The sequence below is a fragment of the Cohnella sp. GCM10020058 genome, assembly GCF_042683485.1.
Lineage (GTDB): Bacteria > Bacillota > Bacilli > Paenibacillales > Paenibacillaceae > Cohnella.
Map to the genome: position 1 here is coordinate 108,953 of NZ_JBHUJV010000001.1, position 19,930 is coordinate 128,882.

The window sequence follows — 19,930 nt, forward strand, 5'->3', positions numbered from 1 at the left end:
CGATGTATTTCTCCTCTCTTTACTTCAGACCGACGACGATTGCGCCGACCAGGATGATGCCGGCCCCGATCCAGCGGGTCGCGGGGACGGCTTCGCCGAACAGCTGCCAGGCGGCTAGCATGACGAGCGCGTAAGTCAGGCTTTGCAGCGGATAAGCGAGACTGAGCGGCAGTCGGGACAGCACGGCAATCCAGGACAGCGTCGCGGCGCCGTAACAGATCGCCCCGAGCAGGAAGAGGGGAGACATGAGCAGCGAAGGCAAGCTTTGAAGGCTGATGCCGCCTGCGATCATAAGCGCCTTTTTCCAAAATAGCTGTCCGGCCGCAAGCAGGACGATATTAACCGCCAGCATAAGGCCGCTCATGTCGTTTTCCCGCCTGGGTCCGTCCGATGCCTCTTGTCCGCAAAACCCTGGGTATTATGACAAGGAAGTTTAATTCGAGCTTCCTCCGGTTGTCCGGCGTAACCGTTATCGGCACTTACGTTGCGCTGCTCGAGCAGCGCAAGCGTCTGCGTAAGGGCGATGACGCGGCGCGTCATCGCGGACACCGCGATCGTCAGATGAAGCAGGAGAAACAGCACGAAGACGAGTCCCAGCAAGTACAGAAGCGACGGCGCATACGCCACGCCGATCAGGCGTGCCATGCGATCGATGACCGAAGGGAACAGGGACAGCGTCATCATGATGGCGCTGAGCGCCAGCCAGAGCAGCGCATACTGCTCCCGAAGCTTGCGGCCGCGGATCATATAGATCAGGACGACGAAGAAGGAAGCGCTGAGCAGGAAACTGAGCAGGTAGAGATTAAGCTTCATAGCGGACGCTCCATTTCTTTTTGCGCGTCTTCGCGATGAGCACGGCGACCGTCACCTTGCACATGTAATACACGGATTTGAACGGGGAAATGCTGGACGTGCCGGTCCGCCGCTCCCGCATGACGACGGGCACCTCGACGCAGCGCAAGCCCGCGTTGTCCATCTCCACGAGCGCTTCGACCTCGGGGTAGTCCGTCGGATAATCGAAGGCGAAAAGCGCGATTGCCCTCGGTCCGCATAGCCTGAAGCCTGAAGTGGGATCGGTTACTTCGCGTCCCAGCAGCCGCGTGAGCAGACTGGCGAGCAGCGCGATGCCCATTCTCCTGGCGCGGCTCGACTGGAAGCCCCGCCGCTCGACGAAGCGCGAGCCGACGACCATATCCGCGCCGCTTCGGGCGAGGGCGAGGCGCATACGGCCCATCTCCTCAGGCAGATGCTGCCCGTCGCCGTCCATCTGGACGGCCAGGCGGTAACCCCGCTCCGCCGCATAACGGTAGCCGGTCTGGACGGCGCCGCCGATGCCGAGATTGCAGCTTAGCGTGATGACGGCGGCTCCGGCGGCGGCGGCTTCCGCGGCGGTCGCATCGGCTGAGCCGTCGTTCACGACGACGACGTCCGCATCCGGAATATGGCTTCGAATATCCGCGAGGACGCCGCGGATTCCTTCCGCTTCGTTGAAGGCGGGGACAATAATGAGCAGTTCAGCCTGCTTCATACATGACCGCCTCCTTCTCGGGGGCCGCGCCTTTGGGCCCGCGAACGCGCTTCAGCGCCCAGCCGGCCAACGCGGCGACCAGCAGCCCGTCCAGCACGATGAGGATCGGCATCGCCGTAAAGTTGTACCTGTACTCGGGCACAAAAGCGAGGCGCGTCACCGAGATCGCGGCGAGAATGACGAGGGGGAGCGACGCGGCGCTGCGCCATTTGCGCAGCATCAGCGCGCCGGAGAGCAAGCCGCCGAGGACGATGGCGACGTGAAAAGGCTGCCGGAACGGAAAGTCCATGTATATCGGCGCGTGCCCGGATCCAAAAAACATGCGGCCGTAGATTTCGCGCAGCTTGCCGACCGTATACCATTTCACATAGGTCCAAGTATGTTCGGTGAATCCGATGCGAAGGCGTTCTTTGGCGACTTCCATCTGCGTCTTGCCGTGCCGGTCGACGAGACCGTCTTCGTAATTCTTGTCCGGATACGTCCCGGCCGCGAACGGGTTGACCTGCGTAGAGGCGATGATCGGCTTGTGGAGGGTGACGACGTTGCGGAGGATCCAGGGAGACAGCACGAGAGCCGCGCCTAAACCGGCGCAGAGCAGAAGCTTGACGGTCTTGATCGCGTCCTTGCGGATCAGCCAGAGCAGCATGTAGGCGGCGGGCAGCAGGACGGCGAATTCGGAGCGGGTGAGCATGGCAAGCCCAAGCGTGGCGCCCGCCAGCATAGAAGCGCCCGGCGTCGGCTTGTTAAGCGCGCGGAGCTGAAGCGCGAGGTAAGCCAGCAGCAGGAGGGCGGCCAGCGTCTCCGTCAGAATCGCGCCGTTCACCCAGACGAACGGCGGATAGACGGCCATAGCGGCAGCTGTCGCGAGCGCTGCGACAAGACCGCCGAGACGGTGCGCGATGCAGGCGGCAATCCACATCGTCGCGAGGCTCATCACAGCCTGCGCATTACGAATGTACGGATACGGATCGCGGTCCGTATAACCGACCAGCTTGTACACCGCAGCCATGAACAGGGGATAGCCGGGCGGGACCTGCGCGTTCGGCGCTTCGCTTTTGTAGCCGTAAACGCCGTTCTCCAGCAGTTGCCGGACCATTAGATCGTAGTAGACGGTATCGTGGGTAACGTGATGCGAGACGGAATTGAGAAAATCGAATCTTAAAAATGCGGCCAACGCGAAAAGCAGCGCGAACGCGACGGCAAACGCCGGCTTGAACGCCGACATTCTGGCGGACGTTAACCCGTTCATGTCCGTAAATCCCCTTCCTCTTCGTATCCTTGCCAACGAAAGCAAGTATAGTTGAGGAATCTTAACGACCGCCTGCACGAATGCTTACCATTTCCTTAACAAAAGCTGACGATGCTATGAACTGCGCGCGACGGGCAGCGATAGCTCGAAGACGGTCCGGCTCCTGTCGCTGCGGGCATCGACGCGTCCGCCGTGCACCTCGGCGATGCTCTTGACGATGGCGAGCCCGAGGCCTGTCCCGCCGGAGGCGCGGGACCGGTCCCCGCGGTAAAAGCGGTCGAAAATAAACGGAAGATCCATCGCGGGGATCGGCTCGCCGTAGTTCGCGACGCGGATCAGCGCCATATCATCGCGCCGCTCGATCTCGATGTCCACGAAGGGACTTCCGCTGCCGTGCGAGATCGCGTTGGACATTAAGTTTTCGAAGGCTCGCACGAGCAGGTTGCCGTCGCCTTCGATGACGAGCGGCTGTTCGGGAGCGGCAAGGCGGCAGGACATCGAAGTCTTATCGAGGATCGGCACGAATTCTTCCGCAAGCTGGCGCAGCAGGTCCGTCAGATCGAGCGCCGTCCAAGCGAGCGGCATGCCGCTTCCGATACGCGTATACTCGAACAGATCGTCGATCAGTTTTTTCAGCGAACGCGCTTTTTCGTAGGCGATATTGACGTAATGGCGCAGCTCGACCTCGTCTTTGTACCGGTCCTGCTCGATGACCTCCAAGAAGCCCAGGATAGACGTAAGGGGCGTTCGAAGGTCGTGCGATACGCCCGTGATCAGATCGTTTTTCGTTTTCTCGGCGTGGCGTTCGTCGCGAATCGAACGGTCCAGCTGCTCTGCCATCGCGTTGATGCTGTCGGCGATGCGCGCGAGATCGCCGTACGAGCGATCGGCCTCGATGCGGTATTCGAGCCGGCCGCTTGCGACCGCCTGCAAGCCCTCGGTGATGCGCTCCGAATATTCGGTCAGCTTCTTCCCCAGCCTGTCGATGCTGCCCGCGGCTTGGCCAAGCTCGTCCTTGGAAGGCGTTAGCGGTCCAGGGACGAGCTCGCCGTTCTCCATGCCGCGCAGCGCGGCGTCCAGCTCTTCGAGCCGGCGGATCGTGCTTCGGCTAAACAGGAAATAATAAACGAAAAAGAGGACCGTACCCAGCACGATCAGAATGGGCGTGGAGCCGACGCGATTGATCGCAGGGGCCATCGGCACATGGAAAAAGGGAATCTTTATCAGATATTGCGCGAGCAGATATAAGCCGTACAACGTCGCTGCCGTCAGCGCGACGGCCGCAAGCGCGGCGGCCAGGAACTTCCAGCGGACCGTCTGCAGCCATCTGAAGTCGAGCTTAAAGGACATGAGGCAAAACACGCTTCTTTCTGTGCGAAAAATGGTTGAAGGTCAAGGCTCGATCGGCGGCCTTAATCCGGATCAATTTTGTATCCGATGCCCCACACCGTCTTGATATAACGGGGGGTCTGCGGGTCCTTTTCGATTTTCTCCCGCAGCTTGCGGATATGGACCATGACCGTATTTTTGGACTCCATGAACGGCTCGTTCCACACTTCCTGATAAATCTTGTCCATGCTCAGCACGATGCCGCGATTGACGGCGAGCAGTCGCAGAATGGCGAACTCGCGCGGCGTCAGCTTGACCTCCTCGCCGTCGGCCGAGACCTTATGCGTGGCGGTATTGATGACAAGGTCGTCGATCTCGATCTGCGCTTCGTCCCGGACATCGGACCGCCCGAATTGCTTATACCGCCGCAGCTGCGATTTGACGCGCGCTACCAGCTCCAGCGGGTTAAACGGCTTCGCGACATAGTCGTCCGCGCCGATGCTCAGTCCCGCAATCTTATCGATGTCCTGGCTCTTGGCCGACAGCAGGATGATCGGCAGCTCGCGTGTCTCGCGGATGCGCATGCAAGCCTCGATGCCGTCCATCCGGGGCATCATGACGTCCATGATGATCAGGTCGACCGGGTGCCGTTCGAGCAGGTCGAGCGCTTCAAGCCCGTCCGATGCCCTAAGCAGGGAGTAGCCTTCGTTGACAAAGTATATCTCCATGAGCTTGATGATTTCTTTTTCGTCGTCGACCAGCAATATCGTTCCTCGCGCAGCCATATTTTCCTCCCGGGCGACTAACTTTTCCTTGATTCCGTTATTCCCAATATAGCATAGAAGCCGATGCCGCAATTCTTAAGACAAGCTTAAACTTGACCTGGTCGGCAGACGGACGGTTGACCTGAGCCGCCTTGGATACTATAATAAACGCCAAGCAATCCCATCTAATCAGGCTATGACCAAAGACATGATCCCCTTCGAGGACCGGACAGAGAAAGAGGTGCAAGGTGCGAGCCTCTGCGGCGACCGGAAGCGGATTACCCCTTTGCAGCCGTAACGTCGAACTCGCGGTCCGTTAGCGCCGCGTCAGTAGGCGATACCGACTTATCCCCGTTACCGGATACCGATGAGGACTTTGCCCGTCATGGGTCGGCTTGCTGCCGATGCGTGTGCGACGCAGGTCGAATTAGGGTGGAACCACGAGCTGAACGCACTCGTCCCTTGAGGGATTGTGCGTTTTTTTGCGTTCAACTACACCCTAAGGAGGCTTGTGCAATGGTTAAGGTAACGTTGGCGGATGGAAAAGTACGGGAGGTGGCTGGCGGTACCACCGTCGGCGAATTGGCGGAAATGATCGGGCCGAGCCTCCGCAAGCAAGCGATCGCGGGCAAGATCGACGGGAAGCCGGTCGACCTGGAAGCGCCGATCGAAGGCGACGCGCAGGTCGAGATCTTGACGCTTGCGCAGCAGGAAGGCCTGGAGATTTATCGCCACAGCACGGCGCACTTGATGGCCCAGGCGATTCGTCGCTTATACGGCGGCGCGGAAAAGGTTAACTTGGGCATCGGACCGGTCATTCGGGACGGATTTTATTACGATATCGAGCTGGAGCGGACGCTCTCGGAAAACGATCTGGCCGACATCGCACGCGAGATGGTGCGGATCGCGGCGGAAGATCTGCCGATCGTCCGGCATGAGGTCAGCAGAGATGAGGCCATTAGGAGATTCGACGCGGATCCGCTGAAGCTGGAGTTGATACGCGATCTGCCTGCGGATGCCGTCATCTCGGTCTATGAGCAAGGCGAATTCGCCGATCTGTGCCGGGGGCCGCATCTGCCGTCTACGGGGCGCATCAAGGCGTTTAAACTAATGAGCGTAGCCGGCGCTTATTGGCGGGGAGACGCGAACAACAAGATGCTGCAGCGCATTTACGGCACTTCTTTTCCCAAGGAAGCCGATCTGCTCGAGCACTTGCGCCTGCTGGAGGAAGCCAAGAAGCGCGATCATCGCAAGCTCGGCAAAGAGCTCGAGCTGTTCATGTTCTCCGAGGAAGCGCCGGGCATGCCGTTCTACCTGCCCAAGGGGATGACGATCCGGACGGAACTCGAGAACTTCTCTCGCGAGATCCAGGGCAAGCGGGATTATGATGAAGTGCGCACGCCGTTCATGATGAACAACCGTATCTGGGAGCAATCGGGCCATTGGGATCATTATAAAGACAACATGTACTTCACGCAGGTGGACGACACCAAGTTCGCGCTGAAGCCGATGAACTGTCCGGGCCATATGCTGATCTACAAAAACGAGCTGCACTCCTACCGCGAGCTGCCGATCCGGCTGTCCGAGTTCGGCCAGGTCCACCGGCACGAGTTTTCCGGCGCCCTGAACGGGATGATGCGGGTGCGTACGTTCTGTCAGGACGATGCGCATATTTTCCTGCGCCAGGATCAGATCGAGGAAGAGATCAAACGGACGATCTCCCTGATCGACGAGATTTACCGCGTGTTCGGCTTCGACTACAAGATCGAGCTGTCGACGCGCCCGGACGACTATCTCGGGACGGCGGAAACGTGGGACGAGGCCGAGCGGGGGCTGCAAAACGCGCTGGAGAAGCTGGGTCTGCCGTACCAGGTGAACGAAGGCGACGGCGCCTTTTACGGGCCGAAGATCGACTTTCACATCCTCGACGCGCTGAAGCGCAGCTGGCAATGCGGCACGATCCAGCTCGACTACCAGATGCCTGACAAGTTCGATCTGGCATATGTCGGCGAGGATGGCCTGAAGCATCGGCCGATCGTCATTCACCGGGCGATCTACGGCTCGATCGACCGGTTCATCGGGATGCTCACCGAGCACTACGGCGGCGCGTTTCCGCTGTGGCTGGCGCCGGTGCAGGCGAAGCTGCTGCCGGTCTCGGATCCGTTCTCTGATTATGCGCTGCAGCTCAAGCGCGAGCTGGCGGAGGCGGGCATCCGGGTCGAAGCCGATCTGCGGAGCGAGAAGCTCGGCTACAAGATCCGCGAGGCGCAATTGCAGAAGGTGCCGTACATGCTCGTCGTCGGCGAAAAAGAGCGCGAGCGCGGCACGGTGTCCGTGAGGCGCCGGGGGGACGGGGAGGCGGAGGAGATGACGGTGGCCGACCTTATCGATCGCATGCGAAACAGCATCGGCGGTCGCGCGTCCGAGTAGTTAGACCATTATATAGTAGAAATGCACGATGGATCGTCCGACCCCCCAAGCTCGTCAATCTCGTCCGCATATTTGGTCAAGTCCCCTCATAGGAATGAAGCATGGACTAACCAATCGAAGAGGGGTTGATGTGATGCTTCGCAAGCTGCCGTGGATCGCGGCTGCCCTGGTGCTCGTCGCGACGTTGCTGTCGGGATGCGGCGCGGGCAAGAACGCCGATTCGGTCGTGAAGGATCTGACCAAACTGTCGGACAAGATGGACAGCTACCAGGGGAGCGGCGTCATGACGCTGCACACCGGGCAGCAGCCGCAGGCTTACAAGGTTGAGGTATGGTACCAAAAGCCTAACTATTACCGCGTCGCGCTGACGAGCGCCAGCCGCGACGTGACGCAGATCGTGCTTCGCAACGACGACGGCGTGTTCGTCCTGACGCCGAGCCTCAATAAGAGCTACCGCTTCCAGAGCGACTGGCCGGACAACCAGGGTCAAGTGTACCTGCTGCAGACGCTCCTGCACAGCATCACCGTCGACAACTCGCGCCAGTTCGCGGCGGAGAAGGACTCTTACGTCTTTAATGTAATGGCCGGCAATTATCAGAACGGCTCGTTCGCCCGCCAGAAGATCTGGCTGGACAAGAGCGATTATTCGCCGCAGCTCGTCGAGGTGACGGACACGAATTCGAACGTGCTGGTGGACGTGAAGTTCGACAGCTTCGAATTCGGCAAAAAGTTCGACAAGTCCGCGTTTGACATGCAGCAGAATCTCGCGACGCCAAAGAGCGACGCCAGCACGACCGGCGCGCTGCCGATCGACGGCGCCTCGCCGGATGCAACCGGCACGACCGGCACGGCCGCAGACCCGGCGGCCGCCGATCCGGCAGACGGCACGGACGGCAAGACCGCCGAGCCGGCCGTCGAGATGGCGGCGATCGAGCCCGACCCGCTCATGCTGCCGCAAGGCGTCACGCAAGTGGAAGCGCCGTTCGACGTGCAGCTCGGCGACGGGACGCAAGGCGTCATGCTGCGCTACAGCGGCACCTACGATTTCTCGATCATCGAGTCGCAGTCCAAGGACCGTTCCGTCTCGACGCTCGCCCAGACCAAGGCGCTCGACCTCGGCTTCACTGTCGGCTTCCTGACCGAAGACGATACGCAGTCGCTATCCTGGACGTACGACGGCGTCGATTATCGCCTGACGACGGTCGATCTGCCGCATGAGGAGATGGTCCGCGTCGCCCAGGCGCTCGTCGACCAATCCGGCAAGTAATTCCTTCTCTCATCAAATTCTCATTTACAGCCAAAAGCCGGTCCCAAGACCGGCTTTTTGGCATCCGAGAGACGGATAGCCAAGCTTTGGCTGACGCTCTTGCGTTGACAGTACGGTCTGCGCCCGGTAACATTACCTTATTAGGAAGCAAACTGTTTTCTGGCAAAAGTAGGTGACGTACGTGGAAGGGTATTACAGGCCGACGACTGCCGTGATCTCGCTTGACGCCCTGCGCGCCAACGTGACCGCGTTCAAGTCGCGCCTCGCGCCGGGCACGAGACTGCTCGCCTCGGTGAAGGCCAACGCATACGGCCACGGCGCGGTCTGGTCCGCGCGAACGGCGGCACAGGCCGGCGCGGACTATCTGGGCGTCGCCTTTTTGGACGAAGCGCTGCAGCTGCGCGATGCGGGCATCGAGACGCCCGTGCTCGTGCTGGGCCTCACGCCGTCCGACGCTTTTCCGATCGCTCGCGAACGCGGCATTGCCGTGACGTTGTACCGCGAGGATCAACTCGATGCGATCGAACGAATGCCCGTAAAAGGGGCGAAGCTCGTCGCTCACGTCAAAGTCGACTCCGGCATGGGCAGACTCGGCGTTATGCCGGGGCTTGCCGCCGAGCGCTTTCTTGAGCGGGCCTGCAAGCTGCCGCAGCTGGCGGTAGAAGGTTTGTATACGCACTACGCGCGAGCGGACGAGAACGACAAGAGCTACACGATGATGCAGGCCGAGCGCTTCGCCTCGGTCGCCGATTATGTCCGACGGACGGGGCTGCCTCTTCAGATCGTGCATGCGGGCAATACCGCCACAGGCATCGATATGCCGCCTCAGGTCGGCGGCATGCTGCGTCTGGGCATCGGCATGTACGGTCTTTATCCGAGTGACGAGGTTCGGCACGACGAGATTCCGCTCGCGCCGGTCATGTCGCTGCGTACGCGGCTCGCCCATGTCAAGACGCTCGCGGCGGGCGAAGGCATCAGCTATGGCACGCGATATTTCACGGAGCAGACCGAGTCGATCGGCACGCTGCCGATCGGCTACGCCGACGGCTTCAGCCGGATGCTGTCCGGCCGTGCCGAGGTGCTCGCAAGAGGGCGCCGGCATCCGGTGGTAGGTTCGATCTGCATGGACCAGTGCATGGTGCGTCTGGAACAAGGGTCTTCCGGCGACGCGTCTCCTTGGATGCCCGACGAGGAAGTCGTTTTGTTCGGCCGTCAGGGAGAAGCGGTGCTGCCGGTCGAGGAGCTCGCAGATAGGCTAGGCACGATTAATTACGAAATTACTTGTATGATTGCGGCCCGCGTGCCGAGGGTGTACGTCAGCGAGGGCAAGGTCGTCGGCGTGGTCAACCCGCTGCTGCAGCAATAGCTTTCCCTCGAAGCATTCGACATTTTTGATGTCGTCAAGCAGGAATGACGCGCATAAGGCGCGAATGGTATGATATTCGTATATTTCTTTTCACGTAACGAGATACTGGGAATTATTGCAGGATGGACATTTTTTGGGGGTGCGTGTTCGGTGGCCAATTTGCACAATACGAAGCGGATTATGATCAGTCTGCCCGATCATCTGCTGCGCGAGGTGGACTATGTTGCGGCGAACGAGAATTCCAATCGCAGCGAAGTCGTCCGCCAGGCGATGAAGCAGTATCTGGTCGACAGAAAGAAACGCCTGATCCGCGACGCGATGCAGCGGGGATACCTGGAGATGGCCAAGATCAACCTGAACATGGCATCTGAAGCGTTCCATGCCGAGGAAGACGCAGAGAGCACGCTCGGACGGCTCGTGAGCGGGGTGTAGCGATTGATCGTCAAACGCGGGGATGTGTTCTACGCGGACCTGTCGCCTGTCGTCGGGTCCGAGCAGGGCGGCGTACGCCCTGTGCTCGTCATTCAGAACGATATCGGCAACCGGTTCAGTCCGACGGTTATCGTAGCGGCGATTACGGCGCAGATCCAAAAGGCGAAGCTTCCGACGCATGTGGAGATCGAGGCGAAGGAGCATGGGATGGAGCGCGATTCGGTCGTGCTGCTCGAGCAGATCCGGACGATCGACAAGCAGCGTCTCACGGATAAGATCACGCATTTGGACGAGGAAATGATGAGAAAAGTAGACGAGGCGCTGCTAATCAGCGTCGGTCTGATCGATTTTTAAGAGCGGTTCCTTCTTGGGGAAGGAGCCGTTCTTTTTTTTTGCACAAAATATAGCACATTTTCGACAAATGCATGCTTGCTTCACCAAGGTCCTGTGCTGCATAATAGAGATAATGCGGTGAAGCGCTAAAGCTTTTTTTTCGTGCATGGAGGGATCATGAGTACCTACGAGCTGGATGCAAGGATGCGCATATTGCTGGCCGCCAAGCGGCTGTTCGCACGGCAGGGCTTTGAAGGGACGACGGTTCGGGCGCTGGGTCTCGAGGCGGATACGAATCCCGCGCTCGTGTCCTATTATTTTCAAGGCAAGGACAAGCTTTTTGAAGCGTTGATGGACGAGTTTTTCCCGATCGAGCTCGTTAGGGAGACGATCGCCGCGCCGATGGAGCCGGTCGCGGGTCTTAAGGTCGTGATTCGCGAGATCGTAAAGTTTCAATCCGAGGACCCTGACCTTATTCGCGTTATTCAAAACGAGATCGGCAACGAGACGTGCAGGCGAGATTTTATCCGGGCGTATCTGATGCCGATCTGGGAGAAAATTCGGGCGCTGCTGGCCGAAGGCAAGCGTCGCGGCGTTTTTCATTATCGTTCGCTCGATAGCGCTTTCCTTTATTTATGGGGAGGCATTACGTACAGGCGCGAATTCAGCTTCTTCGACCCGGTGCTGTCGGAGCCCGTACCCGATTCGGAGCGGCTATGCGAGGATATGACGGCTTTTGTGCTCGCCGCGCTGCGCTGCCCGGACATGGACGCGCCTTCGGTATCGCTATAACGCAAGTCTTGGGGACGCTTCCTGCAGGAAGCGTCTTTTGTTATGATGGAATAAGACTTGACCAGAGGGAGCCGACGTACCATGAATGAAGCCACATTGCCGGACGCGAAGCTTGCGCCGGAGCGCATGATCGCGCAGATCGCATCCGAGCTGGGGCTTAAGCCTGCGCAGGTGCGCACGGTGGCGGGACTGCTCGACGAAGGCAACACGATACCGTTCATCGCCCGCTATCGCAAGGAGATGACCGGCGAGCTCGACGAGAACGTCCTTCGGGCCATCGAGGAGCGCCGCGGCTACCTGAAGCAGCTGGAGGATCGCAAAGGCGAGGTGCTCCGCCTGATCGACGAGCAGGGCAAGCTGACGCCGGAGCTGTCGAAGGCGATCGGCGCCGCGGTGAAGCTGCAGGAGCTCGAGGACCTGTACCGGCCTTACCGGCAAAAGCGCAAGACGAGGGCAAGCGTGGCCAAGGAGCGTGGGCTCGAGCCGCTCGCCAACTGGCTGCTGTCGCAGCCGCGGCAAGGCGATCTGCTGCGCGAAGCGGCCCGGTATATCGACGCCGCCAAGGGCGTCGGCAGCGCGGAGGAAGCGATCCAGGGCGCGATGGATATCGTGGCCGAGGGCATCGCGGACGACGCGGACATCCGCAAGTGGGTACGCCGCTTTACTTGGGATCAGGGCGTCCTGCAATGCAAGGCTAAAAACGCGGAGGCCGAATCCGTCTACGAGATGTATTACAAATACAGCGAGCCGGTCAAGCGGCTGCCCCCGCACCGGGTGCTTGCGATCAACCGCGGCGAGCGGGAGGACGTGCTCGGCGTCGGCCTCGACGTGCCGTCGGAGCGGGTCGTGGCCGAGCTGCACAGACGTACGTTGCGCGGGCCTTCCCCGGCTCGCGACGCGCTTGCCGCAGCGGCCGAGGACGCCTACAAGCGGCTGATCGCTCCGTCGATCGAGCGCGAGCTGCGCGGCGAGCTGACGGAGAAGGCGGAGGAGCACGCGATCTCCATCTTTTCCGAAAATCTCCGGAACCTGCTGCTCCAGCCGCCCGTCAAGGGACAGGTCGTGCTGGGCGTAGACCCTGCCTTCCGTACCGGATGCAAGCTGGCCGTCGTAGACGATACGGGCAAGCTGCTCGAAGTGGCCGTGTCCTATCCGACGCCGCCGCACAATAAAAAGGCGGAGGCGGAGGCGCTGTTCCGCAGGCTGATCGGGCAGTATGGCGTGACACTGATCGTCGTGGGCAACGGCACGGCCTCCCGCGAGACGGAGCAATTCGTAGTCTCGGTCATCAAAGGAATGCCGGAGCGCGGGCTGCAGTATCTGATCGTGAACGAAGCGGGAGCCAGCGTGTATTCGGCGTCCAGGCTCGCGCAGGAGGAATTCCCCGATCTCGACGTCGCCGAGCGCAGCGCGGTATCGATCGCGCGCCGGCTTCAGGATCCGCTGGCGGAGCTCGTGAAGATCGAGCCCAAGGCGATCGGCGTCGGGCAGTACCAGCACGACGTCTCCCAGAAGCGGCTCGATGAGAGCCTCGGGGGCGTCGTGGAGTCCGCGGTCAACCATGTCGGCGTAGACGTCAACACGGCGTCGCCTTCGCTGCTGTCGTACGTATCGGGCATCAACGCCACGCTGGCTAAGAATATCGTGAAGGCGCGCGAAGAGAACGGCAAGTTCACCGACCGCAAGCAGCTTCAGAAGGTGCCGCGGCTCGGCGCGAAGGCATTCGAGCAATGCGCGGGCTTCCTGCGCATTACAGACGGCGCGCATCCGCTCGATCGTACGCCGATCCATCCGGAGTCGTACGGCTTCGTGGACAAGCTGTTCAAGGCGCTTGGGGTGAAGCTGGACCGTATCGGCACCGACGATGTCAAGGAGCGTCTGCGCGGCCTGAACGTCGCGGAGACGGCGGCAGAGCTTGGTGTCGGCGTACCGACGCTGCGCGACATCCTGGACAGCCTCCAGCGGCCGGGACGCGATCCCCGGGACGAGCTGCCGGCGCCGATCTTCCACACGGACGTGCTGGATATCGAGGATCTGAAGCCGGGGATGGAGTTGACCGGGACGGTTCGCAATGTCGTAGACTTTGGCGCTTTTGTCGACATCGGCATCAAAAACGACGGTCTCGTGCATATATCGCAGATCAGCAACCGGTTCGTGAAGCACCCGACGGAGGTCGTCGCCGTCGGCGACACGGTCAAGGTGTGGGTCATGAGCGCGGATCTGAAAAAGGGCCGCGTCAGCTTGACGATGAAGGGACCCGCGGAGGCATAATGCCGTCGTTCACGCCAGACAGACAGCCGCCCCGAATGCGGCGCAGCATGCTGCGTCCGCATTCGGGGCGGCTGTTATGATTAGAGATCGTATGATTCAAACCTGGACGGTCGGTTAGGGACGAGGGCCTGCGGCCGCATCCTTCGCGGGCTGGCGGTAATAGAAAAACCAGCAGTCGTTCAGCATCTTGATCTGGCGGCGGTCCTTTTTCTGGTAAGCCCTCATCATCTGATTGCACAGCCATTGCGGCATAGCCGTCGTCCTCCTCCACTGTCATGCTGTACTAATACCTTATGGAGCGGAAAGGCGAACCGTGCAGGTCCGACTGCCGAAAGGCGGTCAAAAATTGGGCCGCGCGTCGATCGTTGGCGATTAGAGGAGTCCTTCTTCCTCGTACCACTGCTCAAGCTGCGCCTGCAGGGCGCGAATCTCCGTCAGCAGCGATACGAGAGGGTACGCGCCTTCCCGTACGGCGGCAAACGTCGCTTCGAGCTCGTTGACGTAGTCCATGCCGCCGATCCGGTCGGCCGCACCTTCTACCGGCTCCAGGCTGGCGACCTCCGCCACGGCTCTCGGCAGTGCAGGGACGTTGTCCGCCGTAAGCTTGGACAGTTCCTTATGAAGTCTTAGATTCAGCGCGGTAAGCTGATAAGCGTGAGACGCGGGCATCTCGACGAACAGGAGGCTGCCGTCGGCGCGTTGCAGCAATACGTGAGTCATGTCGGGCATGGGTCAGATGGTCTCCCCTCGGCAAATTCTACTTGACAGTGTAGCCCAACCCGTGGCTACAATTCAAGTAGAATAAGGCTTTAACAGGAAGGCAGGCTCCGTAAATGGACAACCGGGAATTGCAGCAGTGGGTGGAGGCTTTGTCTCTTCAATGGTTCGGCAGGCCTTTCCTGCACAAGGCGGCGTTCAACGCCAGGCTGAGGACAACGGGAGGGCGCTATTTTACGAAGAGCCATCATATCGAGATCAGTCCGCATCAACTCGAGATCAATGGCGCGGAAGAGACCGAACGCATCATTAAGCACGAGTTGTGCCACTACCACCTGCATCTGCTCGGACGGGGCTACCGCCACCGCGACGCCGAGTTCAAGACGCTGCTCGCCCAAGTCGGCGCCACGCTTTATTGTCAGGCGCTTCCGGGCGCGCGCCGCAGCCTGCCGGTCCGCTATCATCTGGTATGCGGAGCCTGCGGCATGTCCTACCCGCGCAAGCGCAAGACCGACCCGCGCAAGTACGTTTGCGGCCGATGCAAGGGCAAGCTTCGGCTCGAAGAAGCCGCGCCGGACAAGGCATTTTCGTGGGCCGGGCAGGCTGCGCAAAATTAATTTTAAAAAAGATTGGCGCGATGCTTGACTCATTTAAGCACATATGATAAATTAATTCATGTCGCTTTCGAAGAAAACGTTCCCTGATAGCTCAGTTGGTAGAGCACTCGACTGTTAATCGAGTTGTCACAGGTTCGAGTCCTGTTCGGGGAGCCAACATGGAGAGATACCCAAGTGGCTCAAGGGGACCCTCTGCTAAGGGGTTAGACTGCGCAAGTGGTGCGAGGGTTCGAATCCCTCTCTCTCCGCCACTACAGCGACATGATCAAGGATTGCCGAATAGGCAGTCCTTTTTTGTTTTATGTATTGATTTCGAGGACTGGTAATCGCGCTTTCGGCGTGCCGAAGCTTTTCGATGGCTTAGTGGGGCTAAAAACCTGCATTTGTACATGTATTTTCTGCCGACCGACGGCACGTGAGGAAATACATGCAAATATGCAGGTAAATGCAAAGCGCAAACCGGAAATCCGGATCGTGGAGGAAAATAACTGCGTTTTTGCATCAATTTTGTTCAGAAGGGTCGATCTCGGCGGAAATAGATGTATATTTGCAGGCATTTCATACGGCGAAATAACGACGCAGGCGCAACGTGGGCGGCGATCAAAATAGATACAAGCGCCCCGCACAATTGCAGCGGAGCGCTTGTTTGTTAAGTATGCGGTGGAGGCTCCGGCTTCTAAACCCCATAAGCCTTTCTGACAGCCGGCTTGCCGCTTGCTGCCCGGTTGACTTGCCTTGGCTGCAGCAAGCCGGCTAGCGGGTGCGTTTCCCCGCGTATACGCGCTGCCAGCATGCTCGCAGCCAGCATCGCATAGACGGTGCCGTTGCCGCCGTAGCCCAGCGCATGGAAGAGCCCCGGCGTTTCCGGATGCTCGCCGATGAAGGGGAGGTCGTCCGGCGATTCGCCGAACGCGCCGCACCAGGCGTGCTCGGCTTCAAAGCGGCTGCCCGGGAACAGCTTCCCCAGCTCGCCGAGCAGCTTCGCCGTGCGTGCCTGCAGCGTCGGCTCGCCTGTCACAGGATCCGGCGAGTCTTCGTCCAGCCCGCCGGCGATGATCCGGCCGTCCGGCGTCGTCCGGAAGTAGAAGTAGGGACGGGCCGTCTCCCACATCATAAGGTCTTGGTTCCATCCGGCGGGAACCGAGTTCGGCTTCGTCGCCAGCGCGAATGTCCTCCGGAGAATCGGCTCGCTCCCGGCAGCGCCCTCGATGCTAGGGAAGTAGCCCGATGCGCGAACGACCGTCCGTGCGAGGATCTCGCCGCCCTCGCAGTCCAGGACGAACCAGTCGCCTCTCCTGCGTACGTTCGCTACGCCCGTATGCTCATATACGCGGACGCCGCTTCGCGCAGCCTGCGCGATAAAGGCGTGGGCGATCCGCACGGGATTGATTTCAGCGTCTCCATGGGCTACGAAGGCGGCCGGATATCGTGCCATAAAGTCGCGGCCGACCCGCTCAGGGAAGCCCCAATCCACCGCGAAGCCGTGTCGGCGGAGCATCTCGTATTCCCGGCGCAGCTTCGACGCGTCGTCGCCTGAGGAGGCGCAGTACAGGCTGCTGCGGACACGATAGCCGCCGTCTTGCGGAATGGCTGCCGACAAGAGGCCGAGATCGCGCACAGCTTTGCGGGAGTGTACGTAGAACGCGGCTGCGTCCTTTTCGCCGATCCGGTCGGATAGCTCGCTCATCATAATATCGCTGGAAAATTGAATCAGTCCCGTATTGGCCGCCGTGCTGGCGGAAGCGACTCGTTTGTCCTCCACCAGCACGGCGGGGATGCCGGCTTCTGCGAGGGTAGCTGCGCAGATCGCGCCGGTCATGCCGCCGCCGATGATCGCGACCTGAGTCATCGCTCGCTCGCGAAGGGAGGGGTATGTAGGGAAGAAGGACATCGTTTTCGGCCAGTATAAGGAACCGTCGTGCAGCTTCTGATCGTTCATGGCGAATAGCCCCTTTGTCGAATCCGTATATTACTTCTTGCTTAACCGGATATGAGGACCGTTGAAACGAGGGGCGCCGCGAGCGTTACAGCCATTTTTTTCGTTTGTAGAACCACCAGAGCGACCCCGCGATCACCGCCATGACGAGCAGGACTGCGGGATAGCCGTATTTCCAGCGCAGCTCGGGCATGTCGTGGAAGTTCATCCCGTACAGACCGACGACGAAGGTCAGGGGGAGGAAGATGGAGCTGACGATCGTGAGCGTCTTCATGATCTCGTTCATCCGATCCGACTTCATATTGAGCTGGAGCTCTAGGAGGCCGGATAGCGACTCGCGAAATCCGTCGATCGAATCAAGTACGCGCGAGACGTGATCGTAGATGTCGATGAAGTATACGTCCGCTTCCGCTCGGGTGTAGGGGAACTGATGATGGGTCAGCTGCGCGAGCGCCGCTTTTTCATCCGCCATGATGCGCCTGACCGTATGCAGCTTCCGCTTGAGACGGAACACGTCTCCTGCGATCCTGACGTGCGGATTGCGGAAGACGGCGCGCTCGTGTTTGTCGAGCACGTTTTCAACCTTATCCGTCAGATCCGCATAGTCGTCGACGCAGCGATCAAGGAGGCGGTAGAGGATGACGCCGGAAAAGGTCATGAACCGCTCAGGCGCGGCGCGGAAGTCCCGCGCGGCTGCGTCCACCGAACTTGCGGATTGCGGCGCGACCGTAATGATGTAGTTGGGGCCGATGACGTGCTCCATCTCGATCGTCGTCAGATCTTGTCCGATCTCGAAGAATGTAAGAAGCAGATGCTTGTCGTAGCGGTCGAGCTTGGGGCGCTGGTTCAGCTTGACGCAGTCCTCGACGATCAGCGGGTGACAGCAGAACACGTCCCGCAGCACGCGCACGATCTCTTCCTCAGGGGCGGCGATCAGCGGCACCCAGGCGACTTCGCCTTCGATCGGCACCCGAATGTCGGTCTCTTCGACGCGCTGCGTCGATTCATTATATAGAAGCATTTGAGTCATGTTTTGCGCTCCTTTCATGGCATTAGCATACACCACAAAAAAACTTTTAAAAAATTGCAAAAAGGTACTTGCGAATCCGCTAACCTTGTTATATAATCATTTTTGTCGCCCGAGAGGGAACGCGGTAAACAAACGAATTGATGCTAATGCGGCCCGTTGGTCAAGCGGTTAAGACACCTCCCTTTCACGGAGGTAACGGGGGTTCGATTCCCCCACGGGTCACCAACTTTAGTACGAGCCATTAGCTCAGTTGGTAGAGCACCTGACTTTTAATCAGGGTGTCGAAGGTTCGAGTCCTTCATGGCTCACCACCTTCGGTCAGCAGGATCGAATTTCAGCAAGCAACAGGCTTTGAGAAGTTCCCCGGCACTGCCGCTTGGAGAACAGCAACACTTTTAATATGCGGTCGTGGCGGAATGGCAGACGCACCAGCTTGAGGGGCTGGCGGTAGCAATACCGTGGAGGTTCGAGTCCTCTCGACCGCACCATAACTTAAATGACAAAATCCCTTGATGCATAAGGGATTTTTTTATTTTTACCGGAGCGGAGAGGTTTCGAGTATTAGGGAATATCTGTTCTTGTTTTGTGACGTGGGAGCGGTGTGGGAGCGAACTTTTAATTGCGGGTCTCTGGCCTGGGGTCAAACTGATTAAATTTATCGGCAGTCGCCCGGCTCGCCTTCTTTGTGACGTGCGCATATAAATCGGCAGTGGTCGAATACTGGGAGCGGCGAAGGCGTTCCTGGATGATCTTCAGATCGGTATCGTTCTCCAGCAGCAGCGTCGCGGCTGTGTGTCGAAGATTATGGGTTTCAGCTCGTGACGCATGAGAAATTTCTTCCACCATTGCGAAGGAATCGTACTGCTGGACAGAGAATCGCCACGTCCATCCTTGCGTGGAGTAACTGGCCGCTATGGATCTCGATATTGACGGCACGCCTCTTCCCGACCCGACTGGCGAGTAAGGCATCGGGCTTCGCTTCGGCGGGGCCTTTATTCATAAATGGAGGCGGTGCGCCGCATTGAATCAGGATATTGACCAGGTCGCCAAGCTGGCGCAGTTGCCCGAGAATTATGGTGTCGCCCTCATCTTCGTGCTGATCTTTCTTATGACGATGCTATATGTCGTGCGCATGGTCGTGACCGGCAAGCTTGTGCCGCGGACGCTGTTCGACAAAGCGGAGCACGATCGCGACGAGCTGCTGACGGCGCTGATCGAACAAAAGGATACGTATAGATCCATCGCGGGTGGTAAGTAATCTTAAAAAGGATGGCCCAAACGAGAGGAGCGGATAACGCATGTTTAAATGGCTCCTGCGGCTATCCCCCTGGTACCGGGACAAGCACTCCGAGATGCAGCAGGAGATCCGAAGCAACAACTTTTCCAAGTACCTTATAGAAAAGGGGGCTGATCCTATGCTAGACTGGATCCACTATTCGCTGCTTGCCGTATATACTGTGGCCGGCGACGGCCACCTCGTTCTGATGGTCGGCAGCCGGGCGCACGTATTCGCGGCCGAGGCGCGGCAATATTGGATATTCACGCAACCAATCAAAAATGAGGAGGACGAACCGAAGGAAGAACGCGCGGAATTCAAGACGCTGCAAAAGCTGGCGAAGGAGCAGGCGGCGCAGATCAAGGCTCTTGCCGATCGGCTCGCTTCGGTGTAAAATCTGCAGATCTTGGCAGAGCCGCCCGCGTGGGCTGCCGCCGCCGTTCAGGCTGCCGTATAGGCGAAATTGATCGATACGCCCTCGGGCGGCAGTTACGACTTTTACCGGCTGCTCACCGTGCTGCATCGTAAAGGCGTCGTTTAACCATCCGACCGGGGGCCTTTGCTCGCGGACCTTTTTTTGTTTTAATGTATTT

21 protein-coding genes and 5 tRNA genes are annotated in these 19,930 nt (G+C 59.4%); 15 read left to right on the plus strand and 11 right to left on the minus strand.

Translation table 11 applies throughout. The features are described from left to right. Nucleotides 1-19: 19 nt before the first annotated feature. From ACFSR7_RS00455 to ACFSR7_RS00480, 6 genes are all read right to left on the minus strand, one after another. Complete coding sequence (locus ACFSR7_RS00455; protein ID WP_378158369.1) at nt 20-364, minus strand: EamA family transporter; 345 nt, start codon at nt 362-364, stop codon at nt 20-22. Next, complete coding sequence (locus tag ACFSR7_RS00460) at nt 361-813, minus strand: DUF2304 domain-containing protein (RefSeq protein WP_378158370.1); 453 nt, start codon at nt 811-813, stop codon at nt 361-363. Before ACFSR7_RS00460 ends, ACFSR7_RS00455 begins: the two co-directional genes overlap by 4 nt. Continuing rightward, complete coding sequence (locus tag ACFSR7_RS00465; protein ID WP_378158372.1) at nt 803-1,528, minus strand: glycosyltransferase family 2 protein; 726 nt, start codon at nt 1,526-1,528, stop codon at nt 803-805. The genes ACFSR7_RS00460 and ACFSR7_RS00465 overlap by 11 nt, the downstream gene beginning before the upstream one ends. Further along, nucleotides 1,515-2,777, minus strand: a complete 1,263-nt coding sequence (locus ACFSR7_RS00470) for a glycosyltransferase family 39 protein (protein WP_378158373.1) — start codon at nt 2,775-2,777, stop codon at nt 1,515-1,517. The genes ACFSR7_RS00465 and ACFSR7_RS00470 overlap by 14 nt, the downstream gene beginning before the upstream one ends. A 114-nt stretch (nt 2,778-2,891) precedes the next feature. Beyond that, nucleotides 2,892-4,127: a sensor histidine kinase gene (locus ACFSR7_RS00475; protein WP_378158375.1), complete on the minus strand. Its 1,236-nt coding sequence runs from the start codon at nt 4,125-4,127 to the stop codon at nt 2,892-2,894. Nucleotides 4,128-4,189: 62 nt separating this feature from the next. Next, nucleotides 4,190-4,891 (minus strand): response regulator transcription factor, encoded by a 702-nt coding sequence (locus tag ACFSR7_RS00480; RefSeq protein ID WP_378158376.1) that lies wholly within the window; start codon nt 4,889-4,891, stop codon nt 4,190-4,192. Between the two features lie 495 nt (nt 4,892-5,386). On the opposite strand from ACFSR7_RS00480, the gene thrS reads away from it, so the two are divergent. From thrS to ACFSR7_RS00515, 7 genes are all read left to right on the plus strand, one after another. After that, nucleotides 5,387-7,300 (plus strand): threonine--tRNA ligase, encoded by a 1,914-nt coding sequence (gene thrS / locus ACFSR7_RS00485; RefSeq protein WP_378158377.1) that lies wholly within the window; start codon nt 5,387-5,389, stop codon nt 7,298-7,300. 133 nt (nt 7,301-7,433) lie between these two features. Next, nucleotides 7,434-8,567, plus strand: a complete 1,134-nt coding sequence (locus tag ACFSR7_RS00490; RefSeq protein WP_378159048.1) for a LolA family protein — start codon at nt 7,434-7,436, stop codon at nt 8,565-8,567. Nucleotides 8,568-8,748: 181 nt separating this feature from the next. Further along, nucleotides 8,749-9,933 carry an alanine racemase gene (gene alr, locus ACFSR7_RS00495; protein WP_378158378.1) on the plus strand — a complete coding sequence of 395 codons (1,185 nt, stop codon included), beginning with the start codon at nt 8,749-8,751 and terminating at the stop codon, nt 9,931-9,933. Between the two features lie 150 nt (nt 9,934-10,083). Further along, complete coding sequence (locus ACFSR7_RS00500; protein ID WP_090114402.1) at nt 10,084-10,365, plus strand: CopG family ribbon-helix-helix protein; 282 nt, start codon at nt 10,084-10,086, stop codon at nt 10,363-10,365. A 3-nt stretch (nt 10,366-10,368) separates the two neighbouring features. Next, nucleotides 10,369-10,719: a type II toxin-antitoxin system PemK/MazF family toxin gene (locus ACFSR7_RS00505; protein WP_090114400.1), complete on the plus strand. Its 351-nt coding sequence runs from the start codon at nt 10,369-10,371 to the stop codon at nt 10,717-10,719. A gap of 156 nt (nt 10,720-10,875) precedes the next feature. Then, on the plus strand, nt 10,876-11,490 hold the full coding sequence (locus ACFSR7_RS00510) for a TetR/AcrR family transcriptional regulator (RefSeq protein WP_378158379.1): 615 nt from the start codon (nt 10,876-10,878) through the stop codon (nt 11,488-11,490). Nucleotides 11,491-11,571: 81 nt separating this feature from the next. Further along, a complete protein-coding gene (locus ACFSR7_RS00515) occupies nt 11,572-13,761 on the plus strand; it encodes a Tex family protein (protein WP_378158381.1) in 2,190 nt (729 codons plus the stop codon). A 114-nt stretch (nt 13,762-13,875) separates the two neighbouring features. On the opposite strand, the gene cmpA is transcribed toward ACFSR7_RS00515, so the two are convergent. Next, nucleotides 13,876-14,013, minus strand: coding sequence for a cortex morphogenetic protein CmpA (cmpA, locus tag ACFSR7_RS00520; RefSeq protein WP_277565602.1), 138 nt, complete (start codon nt 14,011-14,013; stop codon nt 13,876-13,878). A gap of 120 nt (nt 14,014-14,133) precedes the next feature. After that, nucleotides 14,134-14,490 carry a hydrolase/acyltransferase gene (locus ACFSR7_RS00525; RefSeq protein ID WP_378158383.1) on the minus strand — a complete coding sequence of 119 codons (357 nt, stop codon included), beginning with the start codon at nt 14,488-14,490 and terminating at the stop codon, nt 14,134-14,136. A 104-nt stretch (nt 14,491-14,594) separates the two neighbouring features. On the opposite strand from ACFSR7_RS00525, the gene ACFSR7_RS00530 reads away from it, so the two are divergent. The 3 genes from ACFSR7_RS00530 to ACFSR7_RS00540 all read left to right on the plus strand — a co-directional run bounded on the left by ACFSR7_RS00530 (nt 14,595) and on the right by ACFSR7_RS00540 (nt 15,346). Next, a complete protein-coding gene (locus tag ACFSR7_RS00530) occupies nt 14,595-15,095 on the plus strand; it encodes a SprT family protein (protein WP_378158385.1) in 501 nt (166 codons plus the stop codon). 80 nt (nt 15,096-15,175) lie between these two features. Beyond that, nucleotides 15,176-15,251: transfer RNA gene (locus tag ACFSR7_RS00535), tRNA-Asn, on the plus strand. Between the two features lie 4 nt (nt 15,252-15,255). Further along, nucleotides 15,256-15,346 (plus strand) — tRNA-Ser (locus ACFSR7_RS00540). Between the two features lie 425 nt (nt 15,347-15,771). Here ACFSR7_RS00540 and ACFSR7_RS00545 read toward each other — a convergent pair. Next, nucleotides 15,772-17,034, minus strand: coding sequence for an NAD(P)/FAD-dependent oxidoreductase (locus ACFSR7_RS00545; RefSeq protein WP_378158387.1), 1,263 nt, complete (start codon nt 17,032-17,034; stop codon nt 15,772-15,774). Nucleotides 17,035-17,119: 85 nt separating this feature from the next. Beyond that, a complete protein-coding gene (corA, locus tag ACFSR7_RS00550; RefSeq protein WP_378158388.1) occupies nt 17,120-18,061 on the minus strand; it encodes a magnesium/cobalt transporter CorA in 942 nt (313 codons plus the stop codon). A gap of 150 nt (nt 18,062-18,211) precedes the next feature. On the opposite strand from corA, the gene ACFSR7_RS00555 reads away from it, so the two are divergent. The 3 genes from ACFSR7_RS00555 to ACFSR7_RS00565 all read left to right on the plus strand — a co-directional run bounded on the left by ACFSR7_RS00555 (nt 18,212) and on the right by ACFSR7_RS00565 (nt 18,549). Continuing rightward, nucleotides 18,212-18,286 (plus strand) — tRNA-Glu (locus tag ACFSR7_RS00555). Between the two features lie 10 nt (nt 18,287-18,296). Next, a tRNA-Lys gene (locus ACFSR7_RS00560) sits at nt 18,297-18,372 on the plus strand. Nucleotides 18,373-18,463: 91 nt separating this feature from the next. Beyond that, nucleotides 18,464-18,549 (plus strand) — tRNA-Leu (locus tag ACFSR7_RS00565). A 127-nt stretch (nt 18,550-18,676) separates the two neighbouring features. Here the strand turns inward: ACFSR7_RS00565 and ACFSR7_RS00570 are convergent. After that, complete coding sequence (locus ACFSR7_RS00570; RefSeq protein WP_378158389.1) at nt 18,677-18,907, minus strand: tyrosine-type recombinase/integrase; 231 nt, start codon at nt 18,905-18,907, stop codon at nt 18,677-18,679. Between the two features lie 175 nt (nt 18,908-19,082). On the opposite strand from ACFSR7_RS00570, the gene ACFSR7_RS00575 reads away from it, so the two are divergent. Further along, nucleotides 19,083-19,319, plus strand: a complete 237-nt coding sequence (locus ACFSR7_RS00575) for a hypothetical protein (protein WP_378158391.1) — start codon at nt 19,083-19,085, stop codon at nt 19,317-19,319. Nucleotides 19,320-19,359: 40 nt separating this feature from the next. Next, nucleotides 19,360-19,731 (plus strand): hypothetical protein, encoded by a 372-nt coding sequence (locus tag ACFSR7_RS00580; protein WP_378158392.1) that lies wholly within the window; start codon nt 19,360-19,362, stop codon nt 19,729-19,731. The last annotated feature ends 199 nt before the right edge of the window (nt 19,732-19,930 follow it).

Bases quoted from the DNA above. Each gene is read 5' to 3' on its own strand.
- ACFSR7_RS00455 (WP_378158369.1), bottom strand. From the start codon at position 364: ATGAGCGGCCTTATGCTGGCGGTTAATATCGTCCTGCTTGCGGCCGGA.
- ACFSR7_RS00460 (WP_378158370.1), bottom strand. From the start codon at position 813: ATGAAGCTTAATCTCTACCTGCTCAGTTTCCTGCTCAGCGCTTCCTTC.
- ACFSR7_RS00465 (WP_378158372.1), bottom strand. From the start codon at position 1,528: ATGAAGCAGGCTGAACTGCTCATTATTGTCCCCGCCTTCAACGAAGCG.
- ACFSR7_RS00470 (WP_378158373.1), bottom strand. From the start codon at position 2,777: ATGAACGGGTTAACGTCCGCCAGAATGTCGGCGTTCAAGCCGGCGTTT.
- ACFSR7_RS00475 (WP_378158375.1), bottom strand. From the start codon at position 4,127: ATGTCCTTTAAGCTCGACTTCAGATGGCTGCAGACGGTCCGCTGGAAG.
- ACFSR7_RS00480 (WP_378158376.1), bottom strand. From the start codon at position 4,891: ATGGCTGCGCGAGGAACGATATTGCTGGTCGACGACGAAAAAGAAATC.
- thrS (WP_378158377.1), top strand. From the start codon at position 5,387: ATGGTTAAGGTAACGTTGGCGGATGGAAAAGTACGGGAGGTGGCTGGC.
- ACFSR7_RS00490 (WP_378159048.1), top strand. From the start codon at position 7,434: ATGCTTCGCAAGCTGCCGTGGATCGCGGCTGCCCTGGTGCTCGTCGCG.
- ACFSR7_RS00510 (WP_378158379.1), top strand. From the start codon at position 10,876: ATGAGTACCTACGAGCTGGATGCAAGGATGCGCATATTGCTGGCCGCC.
- ACFSR7_RS00515 (WP_378158381.1), top strand. From the start codon at position 11,572: ATGAATGAAGCCACATTGCCGGACGCGAAGCTTGCGCCGGAGCGCATG.
- cmpA (WP_277565602.1), bottom strand. From the start codon at position 14,013: ATGCCGCAATGGCTGTGCAATCAGATGATGAGGGCTTACCAGAAAAAG.
- ACFSR7_RS00525 (WP_378158383.1), bottom strand. From the start codon at position 14,490: ATGCCCGACATGACTCACGTATTGCTGCAACGCGCCGACGGCAGCCTC.
- ACFSR7_RS00530 (WP_378158385.1), top strand. From the start codon at position 14,595: ATGGACAACCGGGAATTGCAGCAGTGGGTGGAGGCTTTGTCTCTTCAA.
- ACFSR7_RS00545 (WP_378158387.1), bottom strand. From the start codon at position 17,034: ATGAACGATCAGAAGCTGCACGACGGTTCCTTATACTGGCCGAAAACG.
- corA (WP_378158388.1), bottom strand. From the start codon at position 18,061: ATGACTCAAATGCTTCTATATAATGAATCGACGCAGCGCGTCGAAGAG.
- ACFSR7_RS00570 (WP_378158389.1), bottom strand. From the start codon at position 18,907: ATGGTGGAAGAAATTTCTCATGCGTCACGAGCTGAAACCCATAATCTT.
- ACFSR7_RS00580 (WP_378158392.1), top strand. From the start codon at position 19,360: ATGTTTAAATGGCTCCTGCGGCTATCCCCCTGGTACCGGGACAAGCAC.